General features: G+C 62.1%; 14 protein-coding genes. 5 read left to right on the top strand and 9 right to left on the bottom strand.

What is annotated here, in order from left to right:
- Nucleotides 1-45: 45 nt before the first annotated feature.
- The 4 genes from bioD to bioB are packed head-to-tail and all read right to left on the bottom strand — an operon-like array spanning nucleotide 46 to nucleotide 3635.
- Entirely contained in the window at nucleotides 46-717 is a 672-nt protein-coding gene (bioD, locus tag F3I47_RS05065) for a dethiobiotin synthase (RefSeq protein ID WP_046101450.1), read from the bottom strand.
- Complete coding sequence (bioC, locus tag F3I47_RS05070; protein WP_150029434.1) at nucleotides 714-1469, bottom strand: malonyl-ACP O-methyltransferase BioC; 756 nt, start codon at nucleotides 1467-1469, stop codon at nucleotides 714-716. Before bioC ends, bioD begins: the two co-directional genes overlap by 4 nt.
- Nucleotides 1453-2604: an 8-amino-7-oxononanoate synthase gene (bioF, locus tag F3I47_RS05075; RefSeq protein ID WP_150029433.1), complete on the bottom strand. Its 1152-nt coding sequence runs from the start codon at nucleotides 2602-2604 to the stop codon at nucleotides 1453-1455. The genes bioC and bioF overlap by 17 nt, the downstream gene beginning before the upstream one ends.
- Nucleotides 2604-3635, bottom strand: coding sequence for a biotin synthase BioB (bioB, locus tag F3I47_RS05080; protein WP_009091343.1), 1032 nt, complete (start codon nucleotides 3633-3635; stop codon nucleotides 2604-2606). The genes bioF and bioB overlap by 1 nt, the downstream gene beginning before the upstream one ends.
- An 85-nt stretch (nucleotides 3636-3720) precedes the next feature.
- Between bioB and bioA the strand changes: the two genes are divergently transcribed.
- Together bioA and F3I47_RS05090 are read left to right on the top strand one after the other, a co-directional pair.
- Nucleotides 3721-5025 carry an adenosylmethionine--8-amino-7-oxononanoate transaminase gene (bioA, locus tag F3I47_RS05085; RefSeq protein WP_150029432.1) on the top strand — a complete coding sequence of 435 codons (1305 nt, stop codon included), beginning with the start codon at nucleotides 3721-3723 and terminating at the stop codon, nucleotides 5023-5025.
- Between the two features lie 74 nt (nucleotides 5026-5099).
- On the top strand, nucleotides 5100-5576 hold the full coding sequence (locus F3I47_RS05090) for a kinase inhibitor (RefSeq protein WP_009091345.1): 477 nt from the start codon (nucleotides 5100-5102) through the stop codon (nucleotides 5574-5576).
- Between the two features lie 133 nt (nucleotides 5577-5709).
- On the opposite strand, the gene pgl is transcribed toward F3I47_RS05090, so the two are convergent.
- The gene (gene pgl, locus F3I47_RS05095; protein WP_150029431.1) at nucleotides 5710-6711 is read right to left on the bottom strand and encodes a 6-phosphogluconolactonase; all 1002 of its coding nucleotides are present in this window, start codon (nucleotides 6709-6711) and stop codon (nucleotides 5710-5712) included.
- A gap of 155 nt (nucleotides 6712-6866) precedes the next feature.
- On the opposite strand from pgl, the gene F3I47_RS05100 reads away from it, so the two are divergent.
- Nucleotides 6867-7685 carry a pyridoxal phosphatase gene (locus F3I47_RS05100; protein WP_111207718.1) on the top strand — a complete coding sequence of 273 codons (819 nt, stop codon included), beginning with the start codon at nucleotides 6867-6869 and terminating at the stop codon, nucleotides 7683-7685.
- Here the strand turns inward: F3I47_RS05100 and modC are convergent, their stop codons facing one another.
- From modC to F3I47_RS05120, 4 genes are all read right to left on the bottom strand, one after another.
- Nucleotides 7686-8744: a molybdenum ABC transporter ATP-binding protein ModC gene (modC, locus tag F3I47_RS05105; protein ID WP_009091349.1), complete on the bottom strand. Its 1059-nt coding sequence runs from the start codon at nucleotides 8742-8744 to the stop codon at nucleotides 7686-7688.
- Nucleotides 8744-9433 carry a molybdate ABC transporter permease subunit gene (modB, locus tag F3I47_RS05110; protein ID WP_150029430.1) on the bottom strand — a complete coding sequence of 230 codons (690 nt, stop codon included), beginning with the start codon at nucleotides 9431-9433 and terminating at the stop codon, nucleotides 8744-8746. Before modB ends, modC begins: the two co-directional genes overlap by 1 nt.
- The gene (gene modA, locus F3I47_RS05115; RefSeq protein WP_150029429.1) at nucleotides 9430-10203 is read right to left on the bottom strand and encodes a molybdate ABC transporter substrate-binding protein; all 774 of its coding nucleotides are present in this window, start codon (nucleotides 10201-10203) and stop codon (nucleotides 9430-9432) included. The genes modB and modA overlap by 4 nt, the downstream gene beginning before the upstream one ends.
- Nucleotides 10204-10349: 146 nt before the next feature.
- Nucleotides 10350-10505 (bottom strand): AcrZ family multidrug efflux pump-associated protein, encoded by a 156-nt coding sequence (locus tag F3I47_RS05120; protein ID WP_009091356.1) that lies wholly within the window; start codon nucleotides 10503-10505, stop codon nucleotides 10350-10352.
- Between the two features lie 140 nt (nucleotides 10506-10645).
- On the opposite strand from F3I47_RS05120, the gene modE reads away from it, so the two are divergent.
- Nucleotides 10646-11428 carry a molybdenum-dependent transcriptional regulator gene (gene modE, locus F3I47_RS05125; RefSeq protein ID WP_009091358.1) on the top strand — a complete coding sequence of 261 codons (783 nt, stop codon included), beginning with the start codon at nucleotides 10646-10648 and terminating at the stop codon, nucleotides 11426-11428.
- Between the two features lie 69 nt (nucleotides 11429-11497).
- The gene (gene modF, locus F3I47_RS05130) at nucleotides 11498-12970 is read left to right on the top strand and encodes a molybdate ABC transporter ATP-binding protein ModF (protein ID WP_009091360.1); all 1473 of its coding nucleotides are present in this window, start codon (nucleotides 11498-11500) and stop codon (nucleotides 12968-12970) included.
- Nucleotides 12971-13045 lie beyond the last annotated feature (75 nt).

The following is a 13045-nucleotide window of genomic DNA, read 5'->3' on the forward strand; positions in this document are numbered from 1 at the left end:
GGGCAGAGCCGCCGCTGGCCGCAGTGACTGCCGGGCCGGGTCCGCTTATTCAGGCAGCGTCAGGTAGTGTCCACAGGCAGCCTGCTGCGCCTCATCCGTGAGATAGGGGATCGTGCCCAGACAGGGGGCAGGCAGGCGCTGTTTCAGGCTGGCGAGATAGTGCTGATAGCGTTTGCCCGGTGGCTCGATGGTATTCGCGATCCAGCCTGCCAGGGGCAGCCCGCGCGCCCGTACCGCCTCTGCGGTGAGCAGCGCATGGTTGATGCAGCCCAGCTTAATCCCCACCACCAGAATCACCGGCAGCTGTTCGCTGACTACCCAGTCCGCATAGGTGTGCGTCTCCGACAGCGGGGTGTACCAGCCCCCGGCCCCCTCGACCAGAATCCAGTCCGCCAGCGGCTCCAGTGCCGCCAGACCGGCCGACAGCGCCAGATGGGTAATCGGCCTGCCCTCTTCCGCGCTGACGATGTGCGGCGATGTCGGTTCCATAAAGGCCAGCGGATTGACCTGCTGGTACGTTAACGCGACGCTGCTGTAACGCTGCAGGGCCAGCGCATCGCTGTTGCGGATGCCCTCCGGCGTCATCTCACAGCCCGACGCCACCGGCTTATAGCCCGCACAGCGGAAGCCTGCGGCGGCGGCGGCCTGCAACAGCGCGCCGCTGGCGACCGTTTTGCCGACTTCGGTGTCGGTGCCGGTGATAAACAGGCGTTTCATGATGCACTTACTCCATAAATTAAATGATAACTCAGGCGGTAGCCGTGCCGGTCGCGCGGCCAGTGCGCCTCTAACCGGCTGAGGCGTTGCCGGGTTAACACCTGGCCGTCACGCCCCTGATGCAGATGGGTCGCGCCAATGCCCTTCAGTGAGCGCATGGCGCTGAGCGCATCGGGAAAATGGATCGTCACCCGCTCCGAGGTGCAGCGCAGCGGCCAGGCATGGCAGGCGGCGGCAATCTGCGCCTCGCTGAGAAAGCGATTGGCATGCGGCAGTGCGTCCAGATGTGACCAGGCTTCATGCACCTCCTGCAGCGAATCATCCCCCAGGGTGGAAAAGAGCAGCGTGCCGCCGGGCCGCAGCACCCGCCGGAACTGGGCCAGCGCCTGCGGCAGATCATCACTCCACTGCACCGCCAGGTTGCTCCAGACCAGGTCAAAGCTGTTGTCCGCCAGCGGCAGCGCATCAATGTCCCCCGCCAGATAGTGCTGCGCCGCGTCGTTGCGGCGTGCCTGTTGCAGCATCTGCGGGGAGAGATCCAGCGCCGTAACCTGTTTGCCGCGCGCGCGCCAGAGCCGGCTGTACCAGCCGGTGCCACAACCGGCATCCAGCAGGTGCAGACCACTGTCGACCGGGGCTTGTGCCAGCAGGGCATCGCCGCTCAGACGCTGCAGGGCGGCATGCGCATCGTAGTGGCTCGCCGCCCGGCCAAAAGCGCGAGCGACCGCCTGTTTGTCAACCTGCAGCGTCATGCAGTGCCTCCAGTAGCCGATCGATATCCTCAGGGCGATGTGCCGCCGTCAGGGTGATGCGCAGCCGGGCGGTACCGGGTGGCACGGTAGGCGGCCGGATAGCGCTCACCCAGCAGCCCGCCTCAGCCAGCCGCGCAGAGAGCGCCACTGCCTCGCTGTTTTCACCCACCAGCAGGGGCTGAATCGCACTCTCTGAATCCATCAGCTGCCACGGCAGCGACGCCGCGCCGCGCCGGAAATGGCGGATATTCTGCTGCAGGCGCTGGCGCAGCGCCTCGCCCTGCTGAACTTCATGCAGCGCCGCCTGCAGCGCAAAAGCCTGGGCCGCGGGCATGGCGGTGGAGTAGATCAGATGACGGCTGAACTGCAGAAAGTAGTCGGCGGTGTCGGCATCGCACAGCAGGGCCGCGCCGCTGACACCAAAGGCTTTGCCGAAGGTGATCACCTGCAGTTCCGGCCGGACGCCCTGCTGCCAGCAGCTGCCGCGTCCCTGCTCACCCACCACGCCAATACCGTGCGCATCATCCACCAGCAGCCAGCCTCCGGCCTGACGCGTCTGCTGCGCCAGTGCGGCCAGCGGCGCGCTGTCGCCATCCATGCTGAAAATCCCCTCGGTCACCACCAGCGTCTCCCCCTCACAGGGTGAGGCGAGCCGCGCCGCCAGACTCTCCGGCGCGTTGTGACTGAACCGGCGCAGCTGCGCCGGGCTGTGGCTGGCCGCGTCGAGCAGAGAGGCGTGGCTGAGTTTATCAGCCAGGATGCGATCGTTTTTCTCCCCCAGCAGATGGATCACCGCCTGGTTGGCTGCGAAACCGGAGATGAAGAGCAGCGCACGGTCATAGCCGAGCCAGTCGGCCAGCTGCGCCTCCAGATCGGCATGCTGCCGGTGATAGCCGGTCACGTGCCCTGAGGCCCCCGCGCCCGCGCCGGTCAGCGCCGCCCCCTGCTGCCAGGCCGTGATTACCGCCGGATGGCGGGTCAGGCCGAGATAATCATTGCTGGAGAAGTGGTGATAGCAGCGACCGCCGCAGTGCAGCGTGCGGGTCGTCTGTTCGTCGACAATCCGTCGCTGCCGCCAGCCGTCGGCCGTACGACGCTGATCCAGCGCCTGCCGGAATCGTTGCTGCCAGCTCATTACAGCGCCGCGTTGTAGAACTGTTCCGTGTCCGCATGGAACAGCTGCTCGCTGAGATGCTCTTCCTGCTGCTGATCGCCGTGCTGCGTGTGCGTATGCTCCGGGTTCAGCCCCAGTTTGCGGAACAGCACCCGGTCGGTATCCTCTTCCGGATTGGGCGTGGTCAGCAGTTTGCAGCCGTAGAAAATGGAGTTCGCCCCGGCCATAAAGCACATCGCCTGGGTCTGTTCGTTCATCTGCTCCCGGCCTGCTGAGAGACGCACATGGGAGGTCGGCATCATGATGCGCGCCACCGCGATGGTGCGGATAAAATCGAACGGTTCCACATCGTCGTTATCTGCCAGCGGTGTGCCTTTCACCTTCACCAGCATGTTGATCGGCACGCTCTCGGGTGGCGTCGGCAGATTGGCTAACTGCACCAGCAGACCGGCGCGATCGTTCACGGTTTCCCCGAGGCCGACGATCCCGCCTGAACAGACTTTGATCCCGGCGTCGCGCACTTTGCCCAGCGTATCCAGGCGCTCCTGATAACTGCGGGTGGTGATGATGGAGCCGTAAAACTCCGGCGAGGTGTCGAGGTTGTGGTTGTAGAAATCGAGTCCCGCGCCCGCCAGTCGCTGCGCCTGCTGCTCGCTGAGGGTGCCCAGCGTCATGCAGGTTTCCATTCCCATCGCCTTGACGCCTTCAACCATCTTTTCCAGATAGGGCATATCGCGCTCGTGCGGATTTTTCCACGCGGCCCCCATGCAGAAGCGGGTCGAGCCCGCGGCTTTGGCCTGACGGGCGGAGGTCAGCACCTCTTCCACTTCCATCAGGCGTTCCGACTCCAGGCCGGTCTTGTAGCGCGCACTCTGCGGGCAATATTTACAATCCTCCGGGCAGGCACCGGTTTTGATCGACAGCAGGGTACTGACCTGCACCTGACGCGGGTCGAAGTGCTGACGGTGCACCTGCTGCGCTTTAAACATCAGTTCAAGAAAGGGTTCATCAAACAGCGCTTGCGCCTGTGCAATTGTCCAGCGTTGAGCCATTACTTACTCCAAAAAGGGTGTCATCCCGACAGAAAGCAGGGGTATACTTGTAAACTATATTTTTTTATTTTGGTTTACAACTCCGATGACCCTCACCGCGTTCACCTCTGAAGATGCCCGTTTTGACCGCCAGCATATCTGGCACCCCTACACCTCCATGCAGGATCCCCTGCCCTGCTACCCCGTGGTGGCCGCCCGCGGGGTTACGCTGCAACTTGCCGATGGCCGTGAGCTGGTGGATGGCATGTCCTCCTGGTGGGCCGCGATCCACGGCTACAACCATCCGCGCCTGAACCAGGCGCTGACCGAGCAGGTTGCACAGATGTCCCACGTCATGTTTGGTGGCATCACCCACCCGGCAGCAGTGGCGCTCTGCCGCCAGCTGGTGGCGATGACGCCTGAGGCGCTGGAGTGCGTCTTCCTGGCGGACTCCGGTTCAGTGGCGGTGGAAGTGTCGATGAAGATGGCGCTGCAATACTGGCTGGGCCGCGGTGAGACGCGCCAGACCTTCCTGACGCTGAAGCGCGGCTATCACGGCGATACCTTTGCGGCGATGTCGGTGTGCGATCCTGAGAACTCCATGCACAGCCTGTGGCGCGGCTATCTGCCGGAACATCGCTTTGCAGCGGCACCGGCCTGCGGCTTTGACGATGCGTGGCAGAGCCAGGACTTTGAGGATTTTGCCCGGCTGATTGAGACACACCATCAGCAGCTGGCGGCGGTGATTCTGGAGCCGATTGTGCAGGGTGCTGGCGGCATGCGTTTTTATCATCCGCGCTACCTGCAGCAGGTGCGGGAGGCGTGCGACCACTACGGTGTGCTGCTGATTGCCGATGAGATCGCCACCGGATTCGGCCGCACCGGCAAGCTCTTTGCCTGCGAGCACGCGGGCATCACCCCGGATATTCTCTGCGTCGGCAAGGCGCTCACCGGCGGCATGATGACCCTGGCGGCCACCCTGACCACCCGCGAGGTGGCGGACACCATCAGCCGCAGTGCGGCAGGCTGTTTCATGCATGGCCCGACCTTCATGGGCAATCCGCTGGCCTGCGCGGTCGCGTCGGAGAGCCTGAAGATGCTGGCGGAAGGAGAGTGGCAATGCCAGGTGGCAAACATCGAACGGCAGCTGCGGGCTGAACTGCTGCCGCTGCGCCACTCGCCGCAGGTGGCCGACGTGCGTGTGCTGGGCGCGATTGGCGTGGTGGAAACGCATCAGGCGGTCAACATGGCGGCGCTGCAGCAGTTCTTTGTGGAACAGGGGGTCTGGATCCGCCCGTTTGGCCGCTTAATCTACCTGATGCCGCCCTACATCATCACGCCACCGGCGTTAAGCCGGCTGACCGCTGCGATTGCCGGCGCGCTGGATCATCCGCACCATTTTGTCTCCTGAGCAGGCTGACCGCTGGCACTGGCTGCGCTTTTGGTTATGATGAAAGGCTATTCATCGACAGTTAAGGAGATGTGATGCGCGTTTTTAGTCAGGATTTTAATGACGGCGAGAAGATGCCTGAGAAGCATGTTTTCAACGGCATGGGTTATCACGGCGAGAATATCTCTCCGCATCTGGCCTGGGAAGCGGCACCGGCGGGCACCAAAAGTTTTGTGGTGACCTGCTACGATCCGGATGCCCCGACCGGGTCCGGCTGGTGGCACTGGGTCGTGGCGAATATCCCGGCCAGCACCACCTCCCTGCCACAGGGTGCCGGTTCCGGTAAAGCGGAGCTGCCTGCAGGCGCCGTGCAGACCCGAACCGATTTCGGTCAGGCGGGTTACGGTGGCGCAGCACCGCCGCAGGGCGAAACCCATCGCTACATTTTCACCGTGCATGCGCTGGATGTGGAGACGATTGAAGTGGATGAAGGCGCCAGTGGCGCGATGGTCGGCTTTAATGTGCATTTCCACGCTCTGGCGAGCGCCTCGCTGACCGCGAACTATCAGTAACAGGGGACGCTTTCCTCTTCTGACCGTGTCCCCTGCATGCTGAGCGGATTCATCGCGGTCAGAGGCACCCGGATTTGCATTATTCAGCCCTCTGAATGCCTCTCCTGCTCAGGAGAGGCGTTTTCAGGATAGGTTACGCCTGCAGCGGATGGATCACGACCCACATCGGACCCTGGCCCACGGCATAACGCCCCAGCGGCTGTAACAGCCCTTTCGGTTCATTAATGGCATAGACTTCAATGTGATGCGACTTCTGCCCCGCCGCCACCAGATAGCGTCCGCTGTGGTCAATATTAAAGCCGCGCGGCTGCGTTTCGGTCGGCTGGAACCCTTCCAGCGTCAGCTCATCACCCAGTTCGCTGACGCTGAAGATCGCCAGCGTGCTGCTGGTGCGATCGCAGGCATAGAGGAAACGACCATCCGGCGTCAGGTGAATATCGGCTGCCCAGCGCGTGCCGCTGAAGTCCGGCGGCATCATGTCCAGCGTCTGCACGCTCTCGGCTTCTCCCCCGCCCTGATTTAACGCCCAGACCTCAACCGTGCTGTCGAGTTCGTTCACGCAGTAGGCGTACTGCCCGCCCGGATGGAACTGCATGTGACGCGGACCGGCACCCTCGACCGTCGTCACCTGCGCCTGCTCACGCGGCGTCAGCTGACCGTCTGCGCCCAGCGCAAACAGACAGATGCGATCCTGCTTCAGGGCCGGCACGTAGAGCGTCTTATTGTCATTGTCGATGTTGGCGGAGTGACAGCCCTCCAGTCCGTTAATCACCTGCAGCGGCGCCTGCGGAATCCCATCCTCACCAATCGGGCTGACGCTGACGCAGGCATCGTTGTAGGAGCCACAGAAGAGGAATTTCCCCTGATGATCGGTGGAGATGTGGGTCGGACTGCCGGGCAGCGGCGCCTGGCCCGCTTCCGTCAGCGTGCCGTCTGCGGCAATACGGAATGCCAGCACGCGAAAATTGGGACGAACGCCGACATAGAGAAAATCGCGCTTCGGACTCACCACCATCGGCTGAACCTGGCCGGCGACATCGGTCACCTGAAGCAACGTCAGCCCACCCTCATCATTCATCTGCCAGACGTGGATCTGCTGGCTCTCGGGACTGGCGGTGTAGACAACTTGTTTCATGCATTCTCCTTTTTTGCTGCCTGATCATGAACTGTCAATCACTGTAGCGCGTTTTATTGCCGGACGCTGGAATCATTTGTGCCCTGTTTTTTGTCTCCGGGCCGCGGTCAGGTGTAGACTTTAGCCCTCGCAAACCCGGATGAATGGAAGGATTAATGAGCTACCGTGTAATTGCCCTCGACCTCGACGGCACACTGCTGACCCCCGCCAAAACGATTCTGCCCCAGTCCATCGAGGCGCTGAACCAGGCACGCCAGGCGGGTATTCACGTCGTTATCGTGACCGGACGCCATCACTGCGCCATCCATCCTTTTTATCAGGCGTTACAGCTGGAGACACCTGCGATCTGCTGTAATGGCACCTATCTGTACGATTACCAGGCGAAAAAGGTGCTGGCGTCCGACCCGCTCGATCCGCAACTCGCCCTTGAGGTGATCGACCGGCTGAACGCGCAGCGGATTCACGGCCTGCTCTATGTGGATGATGCGATGCTCTATCAGACCGCAACCGGACACGTGACGCGCACCCTGAAGTGGGCCGAATCACTCCCTGCCCACCAGCGCCCGCTGTTTCGTCAGGTGCCTGACCTCGCTCAGGCGGCGCGCGACGCCGGTTCGATCTGGAAGTTTGCGCTGTCGCATACCCACATTCCGGAACTGCAGCAGTTCGCCAGCCAGGTGGAAACGGAGCTGGGGCTGGCCTGCGAATGGTCGTGGCACGATCAGGTGGATATCGCCCGCGGCGGCAACAGCAAAGGCAAACGACTGGCGCAGTGGGTTGAATCACAGGGCCTGAGCATGTCGGATGTGATCGCCTTCGGTGACAACTACAACGATCTCAGCATGCTGGAAACGGCCGGACTGGGGGTGGCGATGGGCAACGCCGACGAGGCGATTAAAGCACGGGCGAAGAAGGTGATCGGCACCAACCTTGAAACCGCCATTGCCGATACCCTCCATCAGTACGTGTTGTAATCAGGGCGTCACCGAGACGCTTTTAATCTGGGCATAGAGCCATTGATCGGGCCGGATGCCCAGCTCATCCCGCGCCCACGGCGTGATGCGGGCCCAGAGTTCGCTGATGCCGATGCGCAGCTTCACCTCAACCTGGTCGCCGACCTCCACCAGCTCCACCACCTGCGCGGGCAGAATGTTGCGGATGGAGCTGTGCTGGGGTGGCTGCAGCGCCAGCGAAACGTCGGCCGAGGCGATGCGAATGCGCAGCGGGGTCTTCACCGGCTGATTCACCCGGCTGACCCAGATATGCTGATCGCCCAGCGACAGCGCGGTCATCGGGTAGTCGGGATGCTGCTCCAGCACCTGCACCCGCAGCACGCTGGTCAGTTCACTCATCGGCAGCCAGGGACGCATCGCGCTGCTGCTCCAGACCCGCTCCAGCGGTCCAAAGGCTTTAACCCGCCCCGCATCCAGCACCAGCACGTTATCGGCCAGCTGCAGGATCTCCTCCAGGCTGTGCGAAACGTAGAGCATCGGAATATCGACCTGCTTCGCCAGCTTTTGCAGATAAGGCATCAGTTCGCGTTTGCGCGGCAGATCCAGTGACGCCAGCGGCTCATCCAGCAGCAGCATATCCGGTGCGGTCAGCAGCGCACGGCCAATGGCGACCCGCTGCTTCTCGCCGCCCGACAGCGACAGCGGAAAGCGTGGCAGCAGCGCCTCCAGCCCCAGCAGTGACACCAGGGTGTCGAACTGCGCTTTCATCGCGGGCGCCATGCCATATTGCAGGTTGCCGCGCACCCGGTAGTGGGGAAAGAGCCGGGCATCCTGAAAGACATAGCCGATACGCCGCTTTTCCGGCGGCAGCGATATCCCCTGATCCGCATCGAACAGCAGCCGGTCATTCAGCGCTATCCGTCCTCGCTGGGGCTGAGTCAGGCCGCTGATCGCGTTGATCAGCGAGGTTTTACCGGCCCCGGAGACGCCGAAGATGGCCGTGATCCCGCTGGCCGGGATCTGCAGGTCGACCTCTAAGTGATGATCGCCCTGCTGCTGCATAAAATTGAGTGACAGCATCAGCTTCCCATCCGCTTACGACCGGCACGGGCCAGCCATTCCGACGCCAGCAGCGACGCCAGCGCCAGTACAATGGCGATCACGCAGAGGCGCGCCGCCGCCCCTTCTGCACCCGGCGTCTCGATCAGGGTAAACATCGCCAGCGGCAGGGTGCGGGTCTCGCCCGGTATATTGGAGACAAAGGTGATGGTCGCGCCAAACTCACCCAGCGAGCGGGCAAAGGCAAGCACCGTCCCGACGATCACGCCTGGCAGGGTCAGCGGCAGCGTGATGGTGAAGAAAACCCGCCAGCGTCCGGCCCCCAGGGTGCGCGCCGCCTGCTCCAGCCGGCTGTCGACCGCCTCCAGCGCCAGCCGGATGGCGCGCACCATCAGCGGAAAAGCGATCACCGCGGAGGCCAGTGCGGCCCCCCGCCAGCTGAAGGCGAAGCTGAAACCGAACCACTCATAGAGCTTTTCACCGATGATGCCGCGCCGGCCCAGGGTAATCAGCAGCAGATACCCCACCACCAACGGCGGCAGCACCAGCGGCAGATGGATCAGGCTGTCGAGCAGCGCTTTGCCGGGAAAACGGCAGCGCACCTGAATCCAGGCCATCAGGATGCCAAACGGCAGGCTGCCGAGCACGGCAATGCCAGAGACTTTGAGGCTGAGCAGTACCGCCTGCCATTCGGGATCGCTGAGTATCATTTCGTCGGTGTGAATCCGTAGTGTCTGAAGATAGCCGCCGCTTCCGGCCCTTTCAGGTAGTCATAAAACGCCTTAACAGCGGCGCGGTTGTGATCGTTAACGATCGCCATGGGATATTCCACCGGTTTGTGGCTGCTGGCCGGGAAATGCCCCACGACCTGCACTTTTTCGCTGGCCACGGCGTCGGAGCCATACACTATGCCATAGGGCGTTTCGTTGCGCTCGACCAGCGCCAGCGCCGCCCGCACGTTGTTAGCCGGGGCTAATACCGGCGCGACCTGCGGCCAGGCTCCCAGGTTCTGCAGCGCCTCTTTGGCGTAGAGTCCCGCCGGCACATGATCCGGGTCGCCGACCGCCAGACGTTCACCGTGCAGCAGGCTTTTCCAGTCCGTCTGCTTGTCCAGCGTAACCGCTTTTGCCGCGTCGCTGCGCGGGGCGATTAACACCAGATCGTTGCCCAGCAGCGTATAACGGCTGCTCTTCATCATGCTGTTTTTAGCGACCGCATCGTCCATCCACTGCTGGTCGGCAGAGATAAAGAGATCGGCAGGGGCCCCCTGTTCAATCTGGCGCGCCAGCGTGGAAGAGGAGGCAAACGAAGCGACGACGTTCACGCCCTTCTCCTGCTGATAACGGCTGGCAATATCCTGCAGGGCATTGGTCAGTGAGGCCGCCGCAAACACGGTAATATTATCGGCGGCAACCGCCTGACCGGCCAGTGAAAAAGTGACCAGCGCCGCGACGCCCCAGCGAGTGTAATGGTGTGACATGATCTTCTCCGGCTATTCGTTGTGTAGCGGATAATATAACGCATTATCACGGCATCCCGATAAATTATCGGCAGCAGAGAGAGAAGGATGAAGGGGGGCGGGATAAAAATGACCGCGCCCGCGCAGAGAGGCGGGCGGGACAGAAATCAGTTGTGCGAACGGGCGGAGGATTTTTCGCGATGACCAAATTTTGAGATGACGTTAAACACTTCACCCAGGCCATAAATGATACCCAGCATCAGCGCCATCACCACAGGCACCATCAGGACGGCTACGGCGAGGCTTTTCAGTAATTCCAGCATCGGGAGTCTCACTCTGAGAATAAAAAAGTGATTGTAACGGGTCAGGAAAATTTTGCGCAGCCCTTTTCGTGCTTTTACTTTGGTCACGAAACGCCGCTATCATCGGCCTCCACACGCGTTAACCCTTTGCCGGAGCTGTCATGGAAGCCGAACTGTCCCTTCACATCCGTTTACAACAGAAACTGTTTGCCGATCCCCGTCGTATCGAGCTGCTGAAACGGGTCCGGGAAACCGGCTCAATCAGTCAGGGGGCAAAACTGGCGGGCATCAGTTATAAAAGCGCCTGGGATGCGATTAACGAGATGAACCAGCTGGCGGATGAGACGCTGGTGGCGCGGGCCACCGGTGGCAAAGGCGGCGGCGGCGCGACGCTGACCCGCTACGGTGAACGCCTGATCCAGCTGTTTCAGCTGATGGAGCAGATCCAGCAGAAGGCCTTTGATGCCCTGCAGCAGGATGCCCTGCCACTCGACAGCATGCTGGCGGCGATCGCCCGCTTCTCCCTGCAGACCAGCGCCCGAAACCAGCTGTTTGGCACCGTGATGAGCAATGACGCGCAGCAGGTGGTGCAGCATCTGCTGATTCAGCTGGCCGATGGAGTCACGCAGCTTAACGTGGCGCTGACGCAGCGCAGCGCCGACCGTCTTCAGCTGGCGGCGGGTAAAGAGGTGCTGGTGCTGATCAAAGCCCCCTGGATTCATATCAGCCGGGATGCCACCGGGGATGACAACCAGCTGGCGGCCACCGTCAGCGCCATTGAGCCGGGCGACGGGAAAAGTGAAGTTCTGCTGCAGATCGCCAGCGGCGAAACCCTGTGCGCCACTCTGACCCGCGAGCGGCTGCAGCAGCTGAAGCTGCAGCCGGGCGACGCAGTGACCGCCAGCTTTAATGCGGAGAACGCCATCGTCGCCACCCTGCTGTAGCGGGGAATTTGACATCACTACCGGCAGAGGTTACAACGCAGTAACACGATGCAAAAAACGGAACAGATTATGGCTTCATTGCATATTTCGCAAGGCACGTTTCGTCTTAGCGATACCCGGTTACTGCGCCTGAATCAGGTGGAACTGCAACGCGGCGAGAGCTGGGCGTTTGTCGGCGCCAACGGCAGCGGCAAATCCTCTCTGGCGCGCGCGCTCTCCGGGGAGCTGCCGCCGCTCTCCGGTTCGGTCAGCAGCACGTTCAGACGACCGGTCAGGCTGTCGCTGGAGCAGTTGCAGTCTCTGGTGGCACAGGAGTGGGAACGCAACAACACCGATATGCTCAGCGAAGGCGAAGAGGATACCGGGCTCACGGTGGCCGATGTCATCCAGATGGAGGGGCAGCACCCCGGACGGTGCGAACAGCTTGCCCGCCAGTTTGGCATTGAATCCCTACTCTCACGTCGCTTTAAATATCTTTCTACCGGTGAAACCCGCAAGACGCTGCTCTGCCAGGCGCTGATGAGCCAGCCTGACCTGCTGATTCTGGATGAGCCGTTTGACGGGCTGGATGTGGCGTCGCGCGCCAGCCTGACCGACACCCTGCGCAGCCTGCAGCAGCCCGACTTCACCCTGGTGCTGGTGCTCAATCGCTTTGATGATATTCCCGATTTTATCGGGCAGGTAGGCGTGCTGGCGGAGTGTAACCTGACCCACAGCGGCGCGCGCCAGACGATTCTGACGGAAGCGCTGGTGGCGCAGCTGGCGCACAGCGAACAGCTGCTGGGTATGGCGCTGCCGGAGGCGGATGTGCCGGATGCCCTGCCCGCCCTGGCCGATGATGCGCCGCGCGTCATCCTGCGCAACGGCACCGTCTCTTACCACGATCGGCCCATCATCAGCGGGCTGAACTGGCAGGTCAACCCAGGCGAACACTGGCAGATCACCGGCCCGAACGGTGCCGGTAAATCGACCCTGCTCAGTATGGTGACCGGCGATCATCCTCAGGGCTACAGCAATGACCTGACCCTGTTTGGCCGTCGCCGTGGCAGTGGTGAAACCCTCTGGGACATCCGGCAGCATATCGGCTATGTCAGCAGCAGCCTGCACCTGGATTATCGCGTCAGCACCAATGTGCGCACGGTGATCCTGTCGGGTTTCTTCGACTCTATTGGTCTCTATCAGGCGGCGTCTGACCGGCAGAAAGCGCTGGCCCAGCAGTGGCTGGCTCTGCTCGGCATGGACAACCGTCTGGCTGATGCCCCCTTCCACTCCCTGTCGTGGGGACAGCAGCGGCTGGTGCTGATCGCACGCGCACTGGTTAAACACCCGACGCTGCTGATTCTGGATGAGCCTCTGCAGGGACTCGATCCGATTAACCGTCAGCTGGTGCGGCGCTTTGTCGATGTCCTGATTGGCGAAGGACGTACCCAGCTGCTGTTTGTTTCGCATCACGCCGAAGATGCGCCGGCCTGCATCACGCATCGCCTGAGTTTTGTTCCTCAGGACGATGGCTACCGCTATCAGCAGGAGACGCTGCGCTAACGTTCTCTCCTCAGCCCTGACGCCGCGACAGCGGCGTTTTACAGCCCTACTGTGTAAGCGTTACCATTCCTTCTC

Source organism: Pantoea sp. M_10 (assembly GCF_008631515.1).
In the GTDB taxonomy this organism is placed as follows: domain Bacteria; phylum Pseudomonadota; class Gammaproteobacteria; order Enterobacterales; family Enterobacteriaceae; genus Pantoea; species Pantoea anthophila.

Excerpts from the sequence above, each read along its gene's own strand:
- bioD (WP_046101450.1), bottom strand. The coding sequence starts at position 717 with ATGAAACGCCTGTTTATCACCGGCACCGACACCGAAGTCGGCAAAACG.
- bioC (WP_150029434.1), bottom strand. The coding sequence starts at position 1,469 with ATGACGCTGCAGGTTGACAAACAGGCGGTCGCTCGCGCTTTTGGCCGG.
- bioF (WP_150029433.1), bottom strand. The coding sequence starts at position 2,604 with ATGAGCTGGCAGCAACGATTCCGGCAGGCGCTGGATCAGCGTCGTACG.
- bioB (WP_009091343.1), bottom strand. The coding sequence starts at position 3,635 with ATGGCTCAACGCTGGACAATTGCACAGGCGCAAGCGCTGTTTGATGAA.
- bioA (WP_150029432.1), top strand. The coding sequence starts at position 3,721 with ATGACCCTCACCGCGTTCACCTCTGAAGATGCCCGTTTTGACCGCCAG.
- F3I47_RS05090 (WP_009091345.1), top strand. The coding sequence starts at position 5,100 with ATGCGCGTTTTTAGTCAGGATTTTAATGACGGCGAGAAGATGCCTGAG.
- pgl (WP_150029431.1), bottom strand. The coding sequence starts at position 6,711 with ATGAAACAAGTTGTCTACACCGCCAGTCCCGAGAGCCAGCAGATCCAC.
- F3I47_RS05100 (WP_111207718.1), top strand. The coding sequence starts at position 6,867 with ATGAGCTACCGTGTAATTGCCCTCGACCTCGACGGCACACTGCTGACC.
- modC (WP_009091349.1), bottom strand. The coding sequence starts at position 8,744 with ATGCTGTCACTCAATTTTATGCAGCAGCAGGGCGATCATCACTTAGAG.
- modB (WP_150029430.1), bottom strand. The coding sequence starts at position 9,433 with ATGATACTCAGCGATCCCGAATGGCAGGCGGTACTGCTCAGCCTCAAA.
- modA (WP_150029429.1), bottom strand. The coding sequence starts at position 10,203 with ATGTCACACCATTACACTCGCTGGGGCGTCGCGGCGCTGGTCACTTTT.
- F3I47_RS05120 (WP_009091356.1), bottom strand. The coding sequence starts at position 10,505 with ATGCTGGAATTACTGAAAAGCCTCGCCGTAGCCGTCCTGATGGTGCCT.
- modE (WP_009091358.1), top strand. The coding sequence starts at position 10,646 with ATGGAAGCCGAACTGTCCCTTCACATCCGTTTACAACAGAAACTGTTT.
- modF (WP_009091360.1), top strand. The coding sequence starts at position 11,498 with ATGGCTTCATTGCATATTTCGCAAGGCACGTTTCGTCTTAGCGATACC.